Genomic DNA, 18,354 nt, shown 5'->3' on the forward strand with positions numbered 1-18,354 from the left:
TGTTAATTAGGCTTAAATGGCGCTAAACCCATCAAAACATCAGGATTAGTGAAAGCCAGCAAGTTTACCTCAGACCGCGCCTAACAGGTAGTGCTCTAAGCGTTATGGCGCAGGCATTTAATTTGTACCTTAGATGATTTAGTACACTTCTTTTTATGATTCAGTACACAAGATGTAGACAACAGATGACAGCCTGCACGCATTGGTGAATACTCATATAAATCCTTATTCATCAATTGCTAACCGGAGGGGTTATGTCGGATCAATCTCATGACAGCAACTCGCAAGATAAACTGACCCGCCATTACGACAGCGCTTTATCCCGTATAGAGCAACGTTTAGCGGATATTGAAATTAACACCCTAGAAACCCTTCAGAATGAAGTGCGCGATGCGGTTGAGTTTGAACATGAACTAGAGCGTCTCACCAAAGATGAGGCGGCTTTGTTGAGTACTTGGTTATTACGTGATCTTCAGCATCTAGGTGAGTATGTCAGTACAGGTAGTCGTGGTTTGGGCGATTGGCTGAATATTGACCTTTCTACTCTGGAGTTGTCTCTAGTACGGGCATTGCAGTCGGTGGCAGATAAAACCCGCATTGATCAGCTTGAGCTACAACAAAAGTTAGAAAGTGATGTGGCGACTTATCTTGAGGGAGAAGTGGCAACCGCAGGTACTCTATCTTGTACCCATTGTGGAAAAATTATCTGTTTAACTGAAACCAAAGCGTTAGAGCGCTGCCATCGTTGTGACAGCCATATCTTCCATCGGGTTAGTCAGATTCACCGCTAAATTCAGCTCAGCTATTTTCTTACCTAAAAGCCGCTTGAAGTTCCGCAATGGAATTTGAGCGGTTTTGTCATCATTTTGACGATCACTGTGGTTAGCCTTATTGCTTGTCTGCGATGAGGCGAGAGGTTCATCTCGAACAGAATTTAGATTGGCACTGTTTGATTTAACAGTTTGCTACAAAAAAACAACAGATAAAAAGTCTTTTAAATCAAACGATTGTATCGTTTTAAATTCATCGTCTCCCTTTTCTAGAAAACCTCGGGTTTACCCTAGTGGCAGAAGTCTAGGGTGCTATCTATATTGGGGAGAGAACATTTCTTCGAGTTATCCGTAATCAAGGTGCTGAATTGTGGACACAGGCCATAAGCTGGGATTTCAAATACAAGAGTTTGATGATCAAGAGTCGCGGCGTTTGGCTATTCTGATCGGTTTGCGCCTGTTTACTGTTCTATTTGTGATTCTAGTCGCCGCCTTTACCTATTTTTTAGAGAACGACTATCAAAGTCGTATTCAGCAGTTGCAATCTGATGAGCAAGGGCGGCTGGAAACCATATCGGCTCTGATCGCTTCTGATTTTTCTGTATTACAATCCGATATTGCCACCCTATCTCACCTCAAACTCCTCAACGATTTTATCAATCAACCGTCTCAGCCTACTCGTATGTTGCTTGAGCAGCAGTTTGAGGACTTTGTCTTTTATCGCCAAATTTATGATCAGATGCGTTTGATTGACCTGTCTGGTCAGGAAGTTGTGCGCATCAACTTTAACCAAGGTGAACCAGAAACGGTTGACCGTGCAGTACTTCAAAATAAGGCTGATCGTTATTACTTTCAGCAGACTCAAGCCTTGAATATGGGGCAGGTCTATATCTCGCCCATTGATCTGAATGTGGAGTTTAATCAGATAGAAGAGCCGTATAAGCCCGTCATGCGAGTGATCACGCCGCTGTTCAATCATAAAGGTGATCGCTGGGGTATTTTGGTGCTGAACTATCGAGCCGAGCGTATGTTGACACACTTGTCGTCTGACTCAGAAACAGGTGCTCAGATTCGCTTGGTTGATGGTGAGGGGCATTGGTTATATGAGCCTGCGAAAAATAAAAGCTGGGCCTTATTGGCGGCGCAAACGGACTTGAATCAACAGTATGCTGCGATTTGGCGGCAGATGACGGCTGAAACGGATGCTCAAATTAGTTTATTATCGGATGGTGAGTTTACCGCGTACCACCAACTGGTAATTGGTACGGATGTCTCCCCCAACTTTTTACTGAAGGCTCCTATTAAGTGGTTGTTGGCATCAACGACATCGGTACCTAAACGGCTAAAAGGCGGCTATGACCTCGGTAATCTGTTCTATCAATGGGTATTTTTCTCCTCTTTGGCGTTGATTATCGGCATCGCATGGCTTTGGGCGGTTCGAGGGTTTGACCGTAAGCGTTGGGAGCGGCTGAGTAAGTTGGCATTGACTTGTGTGGAGCAGAGTCAGTCGGCGGTCATTATTACAGACCCTAACGGTCGTATTGTGTATACCAATCCCCACTTCACCACCCTGACAGGTTATGATTTTGTCGATATCAAAGGGCAAAAGCCAAACTTTTTAAGGTCAGGACTCACGCCAGAGGCAACCTATCATGAGCTATGGCGTACGTTAAATAATAAAGAAAGCTGGCAAGGCCAGTTCGTGAATAAAAAGCGTAATGGTGAGGTCTTTTGGTGTCAGGTCTTGCTCACACCTATCACGGATCGCGAGCAACATGTCACCCATTACCTATGCTTGGAGCAAGACATTACGCAACAAAAAGAATCTGAGTATCAGTTACAGCATTTGGCCAATCATGATGCCCTGACAGGGTTGGCAAATCGTAACCACTTGTATAACCAATTCAGTGCGCATTTGGTCAATTCAGCAGACCCTGAACAAAATACGTCGGTACTGATGATCGATATTGACCACTTCAAAACCTTTAATGACACTTATGGCCATCAGGCAGGGGACTTTGTGTTGCAAGAGGTGGCTCGCTTATTAAGTGTGCAAGCTCGGCAAACTGATATTGTGGGGCGCTATGGCGGTGAAGAGTTTATTCTGGTTTTACCCAATACACCGCTCAATCGTGCGATTCAGGTGGCGGAGCGTATTAGGCAGTCGGTCTGCCAGCAGCCATTTATTTATAAAGAGCAAACGCTACAGGTTACGGTCAGTATTGGTTGTAGCTCGGCTCAACATCGGGTTATCACAGAAGATGATCTGATCCATCAAGCGGATATGGCACTGTATCGCGCCAAACATGAAGGGCGAGATCGCGTGTGTGCTGAGTAGGTCTCAGCACACGCTTTTACATACCGAGAGCGCGGTTAGTGCAGTTTCATCTTAGGCCGCACCACCTTGCCTATTTTTTCTGCCAAAATCACCAGCATCGCTTTTGGCCAACCATGTATCGCAACCTGATGCATTCGATATAGCGAAATATATACCGCTCGTGCAATACGACCCTCAATAAACATACTGTTACTGGTGAGGTTACCCATCAAGCTGCCAACGGTGCTATAACGACTGAGGTTCACTAAAGAGCCGTGGTCTTTATATAAGTAAGGCTGTTGTACTTCGCCTTTCAGCACTGCAATTAAGTTTTTTTTCACTTGAGTTGCCATTTGATGTGCAGATTGGGCACGCGGCGGCACCCAGCTACCATCAGGTTGTTCACAGGCACAGCAATCGCCAATCACCCAAATATCAGAGTAGCCTTTGGCTTGTAGGGTTGGTTCAACCAAAATTTGATTATTGCGATTGGTCGCAAAAACATTCAAACGTCCGATAAAGTCAGGCGCTTTTACACCCGCTGCCCAGATCATCAGATCGGCGTTGATCTGCTCACCCTCTGCCGTTTGAAAGCCTTGTTTGTTGGCTGAGGCGACCTTGACGGACTCTCGAACCTGTACACCCAATCGAACCAGCTCTTTACGTGCAGAGGCTGAAATACGATCTGGCAATGCGGGTAAAATTCTAGGCCCTGCCTCAATCAAGCTGATTTTAAGCTGGCGAGCGGTCATATTAGGCATGCCGTAGGATTTTAGCAGATCGGTGACATGATAAAGCTCCGCAGACAGCTCAACCCCTGTTGCCCCACCGCCAACAATGGCGATGTGTAACTCATCAGGCGTATCTTTTTGGTTGATGCGGATAAAGTTGTTCATCAATCCATAGTGAAAGCGTTCGGCCTGTTGGTGCGAGTCTAAAAAGTAGCAGTGATCTGCCACACCGGGGGTGCCAAAGTCATTGCTGACACTGCCAATAGCAAGTACTAGCTTGTCATATTTAAGTTCTCGTTTAGGTAGGACAGGCTCACCTTCACTGTCGAAAGAGGGGGCTAAAGTCACAACCTTGGCAACAGGGTCTAGGTGGCAAAACTCACCCAATTGAAACTGGTAGTGATGTTTGGCGGCGTGGGCATGGTACACCACGCCATCGGTACTGGTATCAAGAGAGCCTGTTGCAACTTCGTGTAGAAGGGGTTTCCAGATATGGCTGCGGTTACGATCAACCAGTGTGATACGTGCTTTGCCTTTCTTACCCAGTTGATGACCTAACTGGGTCGCCAGCTCCAGTCCCCCTGCACCACCGCCAATAATTAAGATATTTTCCATTGTGTTACACCTTTTAATGATATGGGGCTGTGGACTGAAAGGGCTTTCAGAGCAGTCCGCACCCCCATAGCATTGATCAGGGTCAAAGTTTCACAGCTTAGGGTCGCTCAGCTTGGGGCAAAAGTAAACGCTTCTTTCGCACATGCAACAAAAGTGTTTGCTTTAATACTTAAGTCTCAAACAAGCATAGTCTATAGTGGCGGCTTTAATCGGACTAAGCTTATTTAAAATCGGTCTAGGGGGCATACTGATCGGTATAGGCCAAAAGGTATAAAGCGTTGGCAGACAGCGGTTAAACTGCACGCGGATTTGATGAGGTGGCTAAAGATTGATACGGGATTTTTTGGGCATAAAAAAGCCACCTGCAGCTTGAAAGGCGACAGGTGGCGGAGTGTGCAAGTCGAGGATTAAATCACACCGCGACGCTCTTGATCACGTTCGATTGATTCAAATAGTGCTTGGAAGTTGCCTTCGCCAAAGCCTAAGTTTTGCTTACGTTGAATCAGCTCGATAAAGATTGGGCCAAACAGATTCTTGGTGAAAATCTGTAATAGGTAGCCATCATCGTCACCGTCTACCAGTACTTGGTGATGTTTGATGCGAGCGTGATCCTCGGTAACGCCTTTCACACGGTCAAAAACAGTTTCGTAATAGTCATCGTGAATGTCTAGGGTATCAATCACGTTATGATCCAGTTTATCCAGAGAGTCTAAAAGATCATCAGTGCGGAAGGCGATGTGTTGCACGCCTGGGCCGTTGTACTCTTTTAGGTACTCATCAATCTGGTTGTTGTTATCGTCTTTACCTTCGTTGATCGGAATGCAGAAGCTGCCATCCGGTGAACGTAGTGCATAAGACAATAACGCAGTTTTTTGACCTTTAATGTCGAAGTAGCGCACTTCTTCAAAGCCAAAAACGTTTTTATAAAAATCAGCCCATTGGTTCATGGTGCCTTTGTAAACGTTATTGGTCAGGTGGTCGATTTCAATAAAGCCTAGATCAGGCACAATGTCTTGCTGTTCTAAATCAACAAAGTCATCGGCAAAAATGCTGCCTTTGTCGCCAAACTTATCAATCAGGTAGATCAGGCTGTCACCGATACCATAAATGGCTGGGTAAGGCAGGTCGGTATCAATTGGATCGGCTGCACGGGCACCACGTTTCACCGCTTCGGCCTGTGCTTGGTCGGCATTGTCTACACGCCAGCCCATAGAGCAGATCGCAGGGCCGTGGCTTTTGGCAAACTTGCCAGAGAAACCTTCACGCTCATGATTCAATAGGAAGTGAATATCACGCTGATTGTAATAGGTGATGTTCTTAGTAGCATGACGCTTCAGTTTAGAAAAACCAAAAGCACCAAACACATTATTCATGAAGTCGGTGTCTGGGGTCGCAAATTCTGTGAACTCAATACCGCGCAAACCTAGTGGATTCTGACTCATGATGTACTCCTAATTGTTATTATGAGGTCGTAATTCAAATGACAGCAGCCTTGCCTCGTGAGCAGGCCATGATTACGACTAAAGTTAAAACCTTTGATGATCAGAAAAAAGCGGAATAATATGATGTACAACATCGAATAATTCGATGATTTAGAGTGGAGAGTGGTCATGCCAGTTGATTTAGAAAGTATTAAAGTGCTGGCCGCAGTGGTGAGTGCGGGTAGTTTTGCCAAAGCCGCAGAGAAGTTAAATAAAACGCAGTCGTCGGTGAGTTACCAAATTCAAAAGCTAGAACAGCGCTTGGGTACAGAGGTGTTTGACCGCTCTGCTTATCGTGCGGAACTGACCCCCGTGGGTGAGCGTATCTTGGCTGAAGGTCAACGGCTGCTAAATCAAGCCAAACACTTGAGTAGTTTGGTGGATCAGTTTTCTGAGGGGTGGGAGCCACGTTTAGAACTGGTGGTGGATGGTATGTTGCCTAGCTTGCCACTATTGGCCGCTTTAAAAGAGATGGCGGATTTGAATATTCCCACGCATATTCAGCTGCGGGTTGAATATCTTGGCGGGGTGCAGCAACGTTTCGAGCAAGATAACGCTGATTTGATGCTGGCTTTGGAGTATCAAGCCGATAACCGGCTTTCGGTACAAGCCTTAGCGGACTTAAAAACGGTTTTGGTGGTGGCTGCGACTCATCCACTGGCGCAGATGCGAGCGATAGAATTGGCACAACTACAACATCATATTGAGCTGACCGTACATGATTCCAGCTATAACAAAGCCTATGGTGGCCGCCAAACCTTTGGCGGTGAGCGGGTGTTCTACCTGAGTGATTTTCGTGCCAAGTTAGAAGCACTCAACTTGGGGTTAGGCTTTGGTTGGATGCCGATGGTGATGGTGCAACATCTGCTAGACAGTGGTGAGCTGGTGGAGTTGGATTATTTAGGAGGCTCTCGTCACCGTTATACTCCTGTTTTGGTCAACCGTTTAGATCGGCCATTAGGACGAGCGGGTTTATTGTTAAGCGAAAAAATCAGACAGTGTTTTTAGTCTGTTGGGGAATTTCCAATCCCTTTGTTTTCTTCGCTGCCTTTGCGCGCGTATAATCGGCCTTTTTTCGGTACAGGCACAATCCCATGGCGCGTATATTAGCACTGGACACTTCCACTGAAGCCTGCTCGGTGGCACTAAAACTGGGTGATGAGGTGATCGAAGATTTTCGTCTTCTACCCAGACAACATACCCAACTGTTGCTACCGATGATTCAACAAATTTTGGCTGATGCGGGTACAACTTTGCAGCAGCTTGATGCGATTGCCTTCACCAATGGCCCCGGCTCTTTTACGGGCTTACGCATTACCACAGGGGTTGCACAAGGCTTAGCTTTTGGTGCGGATTTGCCTTTGGTGCCTATTTCAACATTAGAGACCATGGCGCTGACTCAGCACCGTGAACATTTCTCTCATTATATCCTCTCCGCCCTTGATGCCCGTATGGGTGAGGTGTATTGGGCGGCTTACCATTGGAATGGCAGTGGTTTTGATTGCTTAATGCAACCTGCCGTGACCGCGCCTGACCGCGTTGAGTTGACCTCTGATCTAGAGGCCGATTGGGTGGGTGTCGGTTCTGGCTGGCAACTGTTTGACCAGTTCTCGCCTGTCTTACAAAGCCAACTGTTGCAAATTTATCCTGATACGTTGCCGCGTGCAGGGGATATCGCACGTTTAGGTGAGCAGTATTGGTTACAAGGTGCTGCCGTTGCACCTGAGTTAGCACAGCCTGTGTATCTGCGCGACAATGTGGCGCATAAAAAAGGTGAGGCGGGACACGGCGCTTAATCTGTCGTTGATCCTTACAACACATTATACCGAGATTGCGAGATGGATTGGTTTCAAGTAGTTGTTTTGGCACTGGTACAAGGGCTAACTGAGTTTTTGCCAATCTCTAGCTCCGCACATTTGATTTTACCCTCACAAGTTTTAGGTTGGCCAGATCAAGGGTTGGCCTTTGATGTGGCGGTACATGTGGGTACTTTGTTAGCGGTGATGCTCTATTTTCAGCGTGATCTTCGCCTCATGATTACGGCGTGGTTTGCCAGTGTGTTTAAGGGCAAACATAGCAGTGATAGCCGTTTGGCTTGGGCGGTGATTATTGCCACCATTCCTGCTGCTGTTGCGGGTTTGGTGTTGAATGATTTTATTGAGGCTAATCTGCGTTCAGCTTTGGTGATTGCAATTAGCACACTGATCTTTGGTGTTTTACTCTGGTGGGCTGATAGCTCTGCGCGTAAAGAGCGTGATGAATCAAATATTAATGTTCGTGATGCCATTGTGATTGGTCTATCTCAGGCGTTGGCGTTGATTCCGGGTACTTCTCGCTCAGGGATCACCATGACCGCAGCATTGATGCTGGGATTAACCCGTCAGGCTGCGGCACGCTTTAGCTTTTTGCTGTCAATTCCACTGATTTTGGCCGCAGGTTTGCTGAAGGGCTTAGAGCTGTATCAGGTGGGCAGTGAGTCGCAAATCAGTCATACCTTGGTGGGCGGTGCCATAGCATTTTTGGCCGCTTTGGCCTGTATTCACTTCTTTTTGAAGCTGTTAGATCGTATCGGCATGTTGCCATTTGTGATCTACCGCTTGTTACTGGGCGCGATCCTGCTTTATCTGGTGCTGTAATTTAAATGATTGATATTGAACAAAGTCTTGATGGTAAAGCTCAGCCACGTCAATTGGTGTTGTGTGCCGAGCATGCGCGCCATTGGCCAGCCCGTGATCAGTTGTTCCAGCAGTTACAGGGATGCTTGCCGGATCATTTGAGCTTAAGTTGTGCTGATATTCGACCCGAGCAAGAGGATCTCTTGTTGCTGTTGTTAACCGACCAAGGTTTACAACTGGGCGAGTCAGGCAAGAAAGCCCCTAACCCAATTAAAGTAGAGTTTGCTTCAGGTAAGGCTGCTCATCGGCGTCAATTTGGCGGTGGTAAAGGCCAAATGATCGCCAAAGCGGTAGGGTTAAACTCTGGGGTAACGCCCTCGGTAGTGGATGCCACCGCTGGTTTAGGTGGCGATGCCTTTGTACTGGCCAGCTTGGGTTGTTCAATGTTGTTATTGGAGCGCCATCCGGTAGTCGCCGCTTTACTGCAAGATGGCTTACTACGGGGAAGCGCTGATCCTGAAACAGCGGAGATCTGTCAGCGTATGCCGTTGGTGCAAGGCAATGCTTGTCTCTCTTTGGCGCAAGCGGTAACAGAGGCTGGGTTTAATCCACAGGTGGTCTATCTTGATCCGATGTTTCCCTCACGGGACAAAACTGCTCAGGTTAAAAAAGAGATGCGTTTGTTCCATCATCTTGTTGGCATGGATACTGACGATGCGGAGCTATTGGCCGCAGCGTTAGAGGTTGCCACGCATCGTGTCGTGGTGAAACGTCCCCGTAAAGCCCCTGCTATACAAGGTCCTGCCCCTAGTTATACCTTAGAGGGTAAATCCAGCCGTTATGATATTTATACGAAGCGCAAGTTGAGCGCAGACTGAGCAGGAATAATGAAGGAAAAGGGCTGATTGATCTCAGCCCTTTTTGGTTTATGGTGTTTTACTTTTTGACCAAAAACACGCCTGTTTCAACATGGTGTGTGTAAGGGAATTGATCAAAGAGTGCAAAGCGTTCAATACGGTGTGTTTTGCACAACTCGGTTAGGTTTTGCGCTAAGGTGTCAGGGTTGCAGGAGATATACACAATATTGTGGTATTTCGCCACTTGCACAACGGTTGAGTCATCTAGACCCGCACGAGGAGGGTCAACCAGAACTGTAGTGAAGTTTTTGCTGTTCAGGTCAATGTCGCTGAGTCGGCGCATCTGTGTTTTACCCGCCAGTGCATCGCTGAACTCTTCACTGGAAACGCGTACCACATCCACATTGTTGATCTTGTTTAATTGGATATTGTATTGCGCAGATTTCACGGAGGTTTTAGAGATCTCTGTGGCCAGCACAGAGTCAAAATTCTCTGCCAGTGCTAAAGTGAAATTGCCATTGCCGCAATAAAGCTCCACCAGATCGCCGCCAATGTTTTGTGTGGCGTTTGTCGCCCACTCCAGCATCTTTTCACAGACTTTGGCATTTGGCTGCGTGAAGCTGCTTTCAACTTGCTGGTAGTGTAGCGTGCGCTCACCGACCTGTAGGGTTTCAGTGACAAAGTCTTGTGTCAGTACGATACGTTGTTTGCGGCTGCGACCAATAATATGGGCGTTTAGCTTTTCACCCAGTGCTCGCGCCAAGGTTTCCCACTCTTCAGTGAGTGCGCGGTGGTAGATCAACGTAATCAAGGCTTCGCCCGATAGGGTTGTTAAAAACTCCACTTGGAACAGTTTGCGGCGCAGTTCAGAGACAAACTGGATCTCAGACACCAAGGCACTCATCAGGGTGTTAATCTGCTGGCTGGCAATAGGATACTGATCCATCCGCACGGCTTTGCGTTCAGCTTTACCTTCGTCATTCTCTGCCATGTCAAACATCACATAGAATAGGTCGTCACCTGAGTGCCAAACCCGAAACTCTGAGCGCATCCGATAGTGGCTGTCAGGTGAGGCAAATACCTGCAACTCTGGCGGATTAAAGGCCGCAAACTGAGTGCGAATACGCTCTGCTTTTTCATCTAACAGGGTGGAATACTTTTCGGGTTCAACAACAGGTAGTGCCACGGGGTAACCTCTGCAAGCGCATAAAAATGCTAATGGCCAGACAGTAAAAATAAGGCCGCAGAGGATAACAGGAATTGCTTTGTTGGTGTAGATAGCACTGGGAGTGCAGAGACTGATTATCTGTCTGAATATTAAGTTGCATCTCTTTAAGGCTTCTTGTTGCACTTTATCGCTGCATCACCTTTAATCGTTTGCCTACTAAAGGGTTGCACCAAACCAAAGTCTGGAACAAAAACGAAAAGAGCAAATCTATGAGCATTGCTGTTGATGTAGAGTTGGACACTTCAGGGCTGAACTGCCCTATGCCGATTTTAAAGACGAAGTTGGCTTTGAATCAGATGCAGTCACAACAAGTGCTAAAAGTAGTGTCTACTGATGCAGGGTCTTGGGAAGACTTTGCTGCTTTTATTGGTCGTAGCTCTCATCAGCTATTGAGTCGTGAACAGCAAGACAGTCTCTATATTTATTTCATTCGCAAAGATGGTCGGGAGACCTGAATATGGCCATGAGGGATGTTGTTCGCTATTGGGTAAAGCGCTATTTTTCTGATGAAGAGGCGGTGATTTTCTTACTGTTGCTGATCATCGGTTTCAGTATCGTTATTTTTATGGGCAAAATGCTAGCGCCATTTTTGGCAAGCTTGGTTATTGCTTATCTATTAGAGGGATTGGTCAGTAAGCTAGAGGATTTTAAAGTACCTTTTAAGCTGGCAGTTGCATCTGTCTTTCTTCTGTTTATTAGCACCCTATCGGCATTGATTTTCGTACTGCTGCCTATTCTGTGGCGGCAGTTAATGCGTTTAACCGATGAGTTGCCGGGTATGTTAGAAAAAGGTCAGCAGTTATTGTTGCTGCTGCCTGAACAATATCCCAGCATGATCAGTGAAGAGCAGATGCAGGAGATGATCAGCTTTGCCGCTGTTGAAATCGGCCAGTTTGGTCAGACTGTAGTGTCAGCCTCTCTTAGCTCTCTACCTAATATTTTTGCCATTATTATTTATCTGGTATTAGTGCCGATATTGGTCTTTTTTATCTTGAAAGACCGTGATCTTCTAATTGGTTGGATGCAAAGCTATTTACCGAAAAAACGCTTGTTGATGACAGGTATTTGGCGGGAAATGGATCAACAGTTAGCCAATTATATCCGTGGTAAAGCCATTGAAATCGTAATTGTTGGCGTGGCGACTTATTTAGGCTTGGTCGTATTTGGGCTTCAATATTCTGCTTTGTTAGGTGTGTTGGTCGGTTTGTCTGTATTAGTGCCTTACATTGGTGCGGCGGTGGTAACGGTGCCTGTAACCTTGATAGCCATGTTCCAGTTTGGCTTCAGCGACACATTCTTATATCTGATGATCGTATATGGCGTGATTCAAGCGTTGGATGGTAACGTGTTGGTGCCCTTGCTCTTTTCTGAGGCCGTTAACCTACATCCAATTGCCATTATTGTAGCGGTGTTGTTTTTTGGTGGAGTATGGGGTTTTTGGGGGATCTTTTTTGCGATTCCTTTGGCAACCTTCTTTAAAGCCATTTTATATGCTTGGCCAAGGGCTGTTGATGCCCATAGCGCAGAAGCTGCATAGGGCAAAAGCTAGGGTTTGAGGCGGTGGCTTCAAACCCTTCAGCTGATTTTTACAGTGCTTGTACCGCTGTTAACACCTCGTCAACATGGCCTTTTACTTTTACACCGCGCCACTCTTGTACTAGCACGCCTTCAGCGTTGATTAAAAAAGTACTGCGTTCAATGCCCATGTACTCTCGGCCGTAGTTCTTTTTCAATTTGATAACATCAAATAGCTTACATAAAGCTTCTTCTGGGTCGCTGATTAATTCAAAGGGAAATGCTTGCTTGGCTTTGAAGTTCTCATGGCTACGTAGGCTGTCACGGGAAACACCAAAAACAACGGTATTGGCAGCACTAAACGCTGCATATTGATCTCTAAACCCTTGGCCTTCAGTTGTGCAGCCGGGAGTACTGTCTTTAGGGTAAAAATAGATCACCAAATTTTGCCCTTTAAACTCGTTTAGGCTGATAACTTTGTCGCTGGTGGCTTGGGCATTGAATTCTGGAACAGGGGTGTTTAAGCTGACGGTCATGAGAGACTCCATGAAAAAGTGAATAACATCAAAGTGCTAAATGCGCCCTTATGTTTCAAAAGTGTTTTTATTATGCCTTGTTTATAAATTGACTAACATTGCACTGTTAGTTTACAAGATTCACTGAACAATAGTCTGATAGATTGCTCGATAATCAGTTTGCAATGCTTGTGTTAATTCATAGGCAAAAGTACCATTAGGGTTTCGTTTTTTTCGGAGACAACAGATGATCAAAGGCAGCATTGTTGCATTGGTAACCCCAATGACCACAAGCGGGGAAATCGATTGGGAAGCATTGCATCGTCTGGTTGAGTTCCACCTGGAAAATGGCACTGACGCAATCGTTGCGGCGGGCACCACAGGTGAACCAACCACGATGTCTTTTGACGAGCACTTTGATGTGATCCGAAAGGTGGTTGAACAGGTAAATGGCCGTATTCCTGTAATTGCAGGTACAGGGGCAAACTCAACCTCTGAAGCGGTTGAACTGACCAAATACGCCAAAAAAGTAGGTGCTGATTACTGCCTTTCAGTAACACCCTACTATAACAAGCCAACACAAGAAGGTTTGTATCAGCATTTTAAAGCAGTGGCCGAGGCCAGTGATCTGCCAGTGATTCTGTACAATGTACCGGGCCGCACAGCAGTAGATCTGCACAATGAAACTGTTGTACGTCTAAGCAAGCTAGATAACATCATCGCTATCAAAGACGCTACAGGTGATCTTGAGCGCGGTAAAGAGTTGATGGATCGCCTAGAAGGTTCAGGCTTCTTGCTGTTCTCTGGTGATGATCTAACCGCAGCTGATTTTATTCTGCTGGGTGGTAACGGCAATATCTCTGTGACAGCCAACGTTGCACCGCGTCAAATGTCTGAGTTATGTGCAGCGGCCTTGTCAGGCGATGCCACAACCGCGCACCAGATCAACACACGTGTTATGTCTTTGCACCGCTCACTGTTTGTAGAGTCAAACCCTATTCCGGTGAAATGGGCATTACATGAGATGGGTATGATTGAAACGGGTATCCGCCTACCGTTAACCGTGTTATCTCCTCAATATCATGCAACTGTACGCCAAGCGCTACAGCACGCAGGTATCATCGGCTAGGAATACAGAATGTCCAAACAGGACTTACTGAAAGGGTTAACCGGCAGCCTTGTGCTGTCCGGTTTACTGCTTTCTGGTTGCAGTAGTTCAGGTTTTTATCATGATCGGAAGACAGATTATGTTGATGCCAAAACTGCAACTGCTTTAAAACTCCCCGCACAAGCTGACCATGAGCGTTTTCGAGAGGCAATGCCTCTACCTTCGATTCAGTCGGCAGAAAAGATAGAGCGTGATTTTGTTGCGCCAAGACCAGATCCTTTACCTGTGGTGGATGTTGAGTTTCCTGCGGCAGAGCTGCAAGAGTACGGCGCGCAAGGTGGTATTGAAGCACGTTTGTGGCTGTCAATGTCAGACGCTCCGGCAGTGGCTTGGCCTTTATTGCAGCAACAGTTTGAACGTTTAAACTGGGCAACTGTTGAAGCAGATCCAACACTTGGTCACTTGGTTTTTATTCCTGATAATCAAAAAAGTGCAATTCAAGTACAAGCTCGCTTACGCCAAGGCATAAGAGGGGGCTTTAGTGATCTTGAACTATTGGATTCGCAGCAAAAAGTGCGAACAGATAACCAAGCCAAAACACTGTTAAACCAATTGAAAACAGGTTTGAGTGAGCCGCGTTTGGGCTTGCAGAGCGTGTCGCTGTTGGCGCAAAAAATCAGTAATGAAAAAGCGTTGCAACTGAATACCAGTGGTGGTCAGGATCCCGTGCTCAGCCTTGGCCTAGAGGCAGATCGAGTTTGGATAGGCTTAGAAAAACTGTTGCAATCTAACTTCATTGAGAAAGAGCAGAAGCTTGTCTCTAGTGATGTTCTACAACGTAGCTTCAATATTGTTTGGGTGCCAGAGGCCGACCGCAGTAGCTTTTTGACTCGTTGGGCACGCTCACCAGGGGCTGAGTTTCAATACCAGCTGCAACTGAGCGGTAGTCAACCCGTGACAATTCGAGTTCTGCAAAATGGTCAACCTATTGATCCAAAGCAGGCGCGCCTGATTTTGACAGATGTGCGTAACCTTCTGAATTAATAAGCTTATTAACTCAGTTTATAAATGGTGTCACCTTTTAGGTCACACCATTTTTTCTGTTCATTCATTAATATTGTTGCAGGAATAAAAGTGTGACCGCCATGCGTTTTGCATCCCTTGGCAGCGGTAGTCGAGGTAACGCCACCTTAATTGAAAAAGCCGATACCCGCATTTTAATTGATTGTGGTTTTAACCTGAAAGAAACTCGGCTACGTTTAGCACGCCTTGGATTAACAATTGAAGACCTTGACGGTATTTTAGTCACACATGAACACGGCGATCATATTGGCGGTGTTGGCAAGATTGCACGGGCTTGTGGTGTTGCAGTGTATTGCAGTGCAGGCACTGCTATTAGTGGTCGTTTAGGTGATATACCAGATTTACGCACTATCAGCAGCCATCGCCGCTTTGCTGTGGGTGGTTTAGAAATAGAACCCGTTCCTGTACCCCATGATGCCAAAGAGCCGATTCAATATGTAATTGGCGATGGTGATGTGCGTTTGGGAGTATTGACCGACCTAGGCAGTATCACGCCTCATATTCGACACTGCTATGCCCAGTGCGATGCTTTGATACTGGAAACTAACCATGATGCCATGATGCTACAACATGGGGCTTACCCTCCCAGCCTCAAGCGCCGTGTTGCCGGTAGTCTAGGACACCTGAGCAACTTGCAAGCACAGCATCTATTGCATGATTTATATCACTCAAAACTACAGCATGTGATTGCCGCTCATATCAGTGACAAAAACAATCAACTTGAGTTAGCTCAGCAAGCATTAGCGCATGTACTAAAGTGCTATCCAGAAGAAATTGTTGCCATTGATCAAGAGCAAGGCTTGGACTGGCGTAGTATAAAATCTTGGTCTTAAGGTTACTTCTACCTGCACAAAACAGCTAAGTTGCTGATTCAGCTTAGGTTGTTATTTCTTGTTGTTAAATATCCTCAACGCCTTTATTGACGCGGTCTTCAGGCGAAAATAAAAACTTGCACTTTCAAAAATCTGCCTATACTGAAGATGAGTCCAGCCTGTTCTGAAAAGAGGAGTGCAGGGACAATATCAAGCAGAGGGAGAGGATGTTGCTATGTTTATTTCAGAAGAAATTTTAGACCTTTGGATCGCCTCAATGCAGAAAATAACCACTTGGGAGGCTAGATGGCTCACGTAAGAATTACAGTGCTGAATGTAGTCTCTACTCAATCGCTTAGGCAGTGGATGCCACACTCATTTAGCAATTAAGCCCAGCTCGCAACTGGGCTTTTTTTTGCACGTTTTTATCTTTCAATTCAAGTTTTATTGACGCCAGTTAAGTCTGTTGTTTGATGGCTTATTTGGGTTTCAATAAAGGTATCAGGACAGTTTGATAGGTTTTTTATTCTGTAAATATGGTTTTCTTTAGCATGAAATCTAATTTTTGATCCATTTTGTTCAGTATTATTCGGTGGGCTTTTGGGATTAAAGTAGTCGTTTGATAGATTTTTAAAGCAGCTGCCTTTATATTATCTCGCTAACTGATTGCTGTATCGCTTGCCAGAAGGGACTCGAAAAGCGCTAGATACTTACTCTTGCCCCTTCTAAAAATGTAGGCGTTTGACATTAACTGTCTTAGCTATGCGTAGCTAATGCCAAGGAATATGAACATGAAGGCACTCTCGCTTAAAGCCAAAATCATCCTGATTGCCACCTTTGCGGTGTTGGCTACCTCGCTAGCGTTAACTAGCTTTTCTATTTATAGCCTTTCTGATTTGACTAAAAACGGTGTTGATCAACGGGTACATGGTGTGAGTAGTGCCGTTAGTACTGGTGTTGAACGCTGGCTTTCGTCTAAATATCAGCAGCTCAACACCTTAGCCAGTCGTCCCGCAGAGCAAGTCGAGTTTATTGAACAGTTGCGCATGACCAAAGAAGCGGGTGAGTTTGTTGCAATTTTTGCAGGACTGACCGATGGCACCCGTATTGGCAGCAATGGACACACTCTATTTGTGAACGGTTACGATCCACGTTCTCGGCCTTGGTACAAGCAGGCTATGGTCGAGAAACAGATGGTATTGATTGGTCCTTATGAAGATCGTACAACCAAAGAGATGACCTTCACCATTGCTAGACCACTGGAAAAATCGGGCAAAATTACAGGTATTATCGGAGCAGATCTACAGCTCAAAAGCTTATTTGCTGAAATTACAGGCTTTGAATCAGGTAAAAACAGCCAGCTTTTTCTACTTAATGATCAGGGTTTGGTTATTGCTCACGCTAACGCCAACTATCAGCTAAAGCCCATTACCGAGCTTTATAGCAGCATCCAAGCCGCCCAAGTGAACACGCTGGCAGCTAGCCAGCAACTATTAGAAGTTGAAACTAATCAAGGCACCAAGCTAGTGCGCCTGGTTAAAGTGAAAAACTCATCATGGTTGCTAGGTGTTGAAGTTGATAAAGCCACTGAGATGGGCGCGTTAAGTGAAACCCTAGGTATAGAGATTGCTATCAGTGTTGCTGTATTTTTTATTGTGATTCTGCTGGTGGCCGCAATAGTGAATGTTTTATTGCAAGACCTTAAAACCGTAGGGCGTGCGCTAGGCTATATCGCAAAAGGTGAAGGTGACCTGACCAAGCGTATTGAAACCCGCAGTCAAGATGAGGTTGGGCAAGTGGCGCGAGACTTTAACCACTTTGTGAAGTCTTTGCATACCATCATTACTAAACTAGAACATACCGCCACAGACCTAGGCTTACAGTCGAATATCATTTCTGACAAAACTGAGCAAAATGGTCAGAAAATTTATCAGCAGTTATCGGGCACCAACCAAGTAGCAGACGCAGTTCAACAGCTAGCAGACTCTACGACCAGTATTATGAGCCATGTGCAAGACACAACAGCCCAAGTTAAAAACACCTTACGCCTAGGTGAGAAAGGGATTGAAAAGGTCGAAACCAGTCAGCAATCTGTAACAGACTTGGCCGAACAGCTGCAAACAGCAAGCGAAGTAGTGACACAACTTAATACCAGCGCCCAAGGTATTAGCGGCATATTGGCAACCATCGAAGAAATTGCCGAACAGACCAACTTATTAGCACTTAATGCCGCTATTGAAGCTGCACGAGCGGGTGAAGCAGGCCGAGGCTTTGCGGTGGTAGCCGATGAAGTACGTAACCTGTCACAACGTACCAGTAGCTCAACCAATGAGATTCAACACGTGATGGAGTCTGTGCAACGCTCAGCCCTAGAGGCCACCAGCTTGATGGATTCAAGCCGAAGCCTAGCCGAGAGTAGCGTGCAAGAAGCGCGTGGCGCGCAAGATATGTTGGTGCAAATTGTCAGCGCAGTGCAACAAATTAGCGTACTGTCTGAACAGATTGCCGCCGCTACAGAGCAGCAAGCCTCTATCAGTAATGAAATCAACCATAACACCCAGAGCATTCGCTCGGTTGCTCATGACCTTGCTGATGATGCCAAGGAAAGTGAACAGCAAGTGCATCAGCTCTCCAAACTGGCAGCAGACTTAAAAGCAGAGGCTGGTAAGTTTATTGTTTAGGTCGCATCTGATGTGATTAGGGAAAG

At 46.0% G+C, this 18,354-nt stretch carries 16 protein-coding genes; 12 read left to right on the top strand and 4 right to left on the bottom strand.

Annotated elements, in window-relative coordinates; genetic code table 11:
• The first annotated feature begins 254 nt into the window (after positions 1-254).
• Both B5D26_RS02375 and B5D26_RS02380 read left to right on the top strand, forming a co-directional pair.
• Positions 255-791 (top strand): zinc ribbon-containing protein, encoded by a 537-nt coding sequence (locus B5D26_RS02375; RefSeq protein WP_078744084.1) that lies wholly within the window; start codon positions 255-257, stop codon positions 789-791.
• A 349-nt stretch (positions 792-1,140) separates the two neighbouring features.
• Entirely contained in the window at positions 1,141-3,108 is a 1,968-nt protein-coding gene (locus B5D26_RS02380) for a sensor domain-containing diguanylate cyclase (RefSeq protein WP_078744085.1), read from the top strand.
• 35 nt (positions 3,109-3,143) lie between these two features.
• On the opposite strand, the gene B5D26_RS02385 is transcribed toward B5D26_RS02380, so the two are convergent.
• The gene (locus tag B5D26_RS02385; protein WP_078744086.1) at positions 3,144-4,433 is read right to left on the bottom strand and encodes an NAD(P)/FAD-dependent oxidoreductase; all 1,290 of its coding nucleotides are present in this window, start codon (positions 4,431-4,433) and stop codon (positions 3,144-3,146) included.
• A 407-nt stretch (positions 4,434-4,840) separates the two neighbouring features.
• The gene (gene hppD / locus B5D26_RS02395) at positions 4,841-5,875 is read right to left on the bottom strand and encodes a 4-hydroxyphenylpyruvate dioxygenase (protein WP_078744088.1); all 1,035 of its coding nucleotides are present in this window, start codon (positions 5,873-5,875) and stop codon (positions 4,841-4,843) included.
• Positions 5,876-6,043: 168 nt separating this feature from the next.
• On the opposite strand from hppD, the gene B5D26_RS02400 reads away from it, so the two are divergent.
• From B5D26_RS02400 to B5D26_RS02415, 4 genes are all read left to right on the top strand, one after another.
• Positions 6,044-6,922 carry a LysR family transcriptional regulator gene (locus tag B5D26_RS02400; protein ID WP_078744089.1) on the top strand — a complete coding sequence of 293 codons (879 nt, stop codon included), beginning with the start codon at positions 6,044-6,046 and terminating at the stop codon, positions 6,920-6,922.
• Positions 6,923-7,008: 86 nt separating this feature from the next.
• Positions 7,009-7,710, top strand: coding sequence for a tRNA (adenosine(37)-N6)-threonylcarbamoyltransferase complex dimerization subunit type 1 TsaB (gene tsaB / locus B5D26_RS02405; protein ID WP_078744090.1), 702 nt, complete (start codon positions 7,009-7,011; stop codon positions 7,708-7,710).
• A 42-nt stretch (positions 7,711-7,752) separates the two neighbouring features.
• A complete protein-coding gene (locus tag B5D26_RS02410) occupies positions 7,753-8,550 on the top strand; it encodes an undecaprenyl-diphosphate phosphatase (RefSeq protein WP_078744091.1) in 798 nt (265 codons plus the stop codon).
• Between the two features lie 5 nt (positions 8,551-8,555).
• Positions 8,556-9,407, top strand: a complete 852-nt coding sequence (locus B5D26_RS02415; RefSeq protein WP_078744092.1) for a class I SAM-dependent methyltransferase — start codon at positions 8,556-8,558, stop codon at positions 9,405-9,407.
• A 58-nt stretch (positions 9,408-9,465) separates the two neighbouring features.
• On the opposite strand, the gene trmA is transcribed toward B5D26_RS02415, so the two are convergent.
• The gene (trmA, locus tag B5D26_RS02420) at positions 9,466-10,572 is read right to left on the bottom strand and encodes a tRNA (uridine(54)-C5)-methyltransferase TrmA (RefSeq protein WP_078744093.1); all 1,107 of its coding nucleotides are present in this window, start codon (positions 10,570-10,572) and stop codon (positions 9,466-9,468) included.
• Positions 10,573-10,823: 251 nt separating this feature from the next.
• On the opposite strand from trmA, the gene B5D26_RS02425 reads away from it, so the two are divergent.
• Positions 10,824-11,069 carry a sulfurtransferase TusA family protein gene (locus B5D26_RS02425; protein ID WP_078744094.1) on the top strand — a complete coding sequence of 82 codons (246 nt, stop codon included), beginning with the start codon at positions 10,824-10,826 and terminating at the stop codon, positions 11,067-11,069.
• Between the two features lie 2 nt (positions 11,070-11,071).
• Positions 11,072-12,151, top strand: a complete 1,080-nt coding sequence (locus tag B5D26_RS02430) for an AI-2E family transporter (RefSeq protein ID WP_200810607.1) — start codon at positions 11,072-11,074, stop codon at positions 12,149-12,151.
• Between the two features lie 49 nt (positions 12,152-12,200).
• Here the strand turns inward: B5D26_RS02430 and B5D26_RS02435 are convergent, their stop codons facing one another.
• Positions 12,201-12,665 (bottom strand): peroxiredoxin, encoded by a 465-nt coding sequence (locus B5D26_RS02435; RefSeq protein WP_078744095.1) that lies wholly within the window; start codon positions 12,663-12,665, stop codon positions 12,201-12,203.
• A 226-nt stretch (positions 12,666-12,891) separates the two neighbouring features.
• Between B5D26_RS02435 and dapA the strand changes: the two genes are divergently transcribed.
• From dapA to B5D26_RS02455, 4 genes are all read left to right on the top strand, one after another.
• A complete protein-coding gene (dapA, locus tag B5D26_RS02440; RefSeq protein ID WP_078744096.1) occupies positions 12,892-13,773 on the top strand; it encodes a 4-hydroxy-tetrahydrodipicolinate synthase in 882 nt (293 codons plus the stop codon).
• A gap of 9 nt (positions 13,774-13,782) precedes the next feature.
• Positions 13,783-14,796, top strand: coding sequence for a hypothetical protein (locus tag B5D26_RS02445; protein ID WP_078744097.1), 1,014 nt, complete (start codon positions 13,783-13,785; stop codon positions 14,794-14,796).
• Positions 14,797-14,897: 101 nt separating this feature from the next.
• Entirely contained in the window at positions 14,898-15,668 is a 771-nt protein-coding gene (locus B5D26_RS02450) for an MBL fold metallo-hydrolase (RefSeq protein WP_078744138.1), read from the top strand.
• A 770-nt stretch (positions 15,669-16,438) separates the two neighbouring features.
• Positions 16,439-18,328, top strand: a complete 1,890-nt coding sequence (locus B5D26_RS02455; protein ID WP_159445567.1) for a methyl-accepting chemotaxis protein — start codon at positions 16,439-16,441, stop codon at positions 18,326-18,328.
• The last annotated feature ends 26 nt before the right edge of the window (positions 18,329-18,354 follow it).

It is taken from the genome of Oceanospirillum multiglobuliferum, assembly GCF_900167095.1.
Lineage (GTDB): Bacteria > Pseudomonadota > Gammaproteobacteria > Pseudomonadales > Halomonadaceae > Oceanospirillum > Oceanospirillum multiglobuliferum.

Excerpts from the sequence above, each read along its gene's own strand:
- tsaB (WP_078744090.1), top strand. The coding sequence starts at position 7,009 with ATGGCGCGTATATTAGCACTGGACACTTCCACTGAAGCCTGCTCGGTG.
- B5D26_RS02430 (WP_200810607.1), top strand. The coding sequence starts at position 11,072 with ATGGCCATGAGGGATGTTGTTCGCTATTGGGTAAAGCGCTATTTTTCT.
- B5D26_RS02375 (WP_078744084.1), top strand. The coding sequence starts at position 255 with ATGTCGGATCAATCTCATGACAGCAACTCGCAAGATAAACTGACCCGC.
- B5D26_RS02445 (WP_078744097.1), top strand. The coding sequence starts at position 13,783 with ATGTCCAAACAGGACTTACTGAAAGGGTTAACCGGCAGCCTTGTGCTG.
- B5D26_RS02415 (WP_078744092.1), top strand. The coding sequence starts at position 8,556 with ATGATTGATATTGAACAAAGTCTTGATGGTAAAGCTCAGCCACGTCAA.
- B5D26_RS02450 (WP_078744138.1), top strand. The coding sequence starts at position 14,898 with ATGCGTTTTGCATCCCTTGGCAGCGGTAGTCGAGGTAACGCCACCTTA.
- dapA (WP_078744096.1), top strand. The coding sequence starts at position 12,892 with ATGATCAAAGGCAGCATTGTTGCATTGGTAACCCCAATGACCACAAGC.
- B5D26_RS02410 (WP_078744091.1), top strand. The coding sequence starts at position 7,753 with ATGGATTGGTTTCAAGTAGTTGTTTTGGCACTGGTACAAGGGCTAACT.
- B5D26_RS02385 (WP_078744086.1), bottom strand. The coding sequence starts at position 4,433 with ATGGAAAATATCTTAATTATTGGCGGTGGTGCAGGGGGACTGGAGCTG.
- B5D26_RS02400 (WP_078744089.1), top strand. The coding sequence starts at position 6,044 with ATGCCAGTTGATTTAGAAAGTATTAAAGTGCTGGCCGCAGTGGTGAGT.
- hppD (WP_078744088.1), bottom strand. The coding sequence starts at position 5,875 with ATGAGTCAGAATCCACTAGGTTTGCGCGGTATTGAGTTCACAGAATTT.
- B5D26_RS02425 (WP_078744094.1), top strand. The coding sequence starts at position 10,824 with ATGAGCATTGCTGTTGATGTAGAGTTGGACACTTCAGGGCTGAACTGC.
- B5D26_RS02435 (WP_078744095.1), bottom strand. The coding sequence starts at position 12,665 with ATGACCGTCAGCTTAAACACCCCTGTTCCAGAATTCAATGCCCAAGCC.
- B5D26_RS02455 (WP_159445567.1), top strand. The coding sequence starts at position 16,439 with ATGAAGGCACTCTCGCTTAAAGCCAAAATCATCCTGATTGCCACCTTT.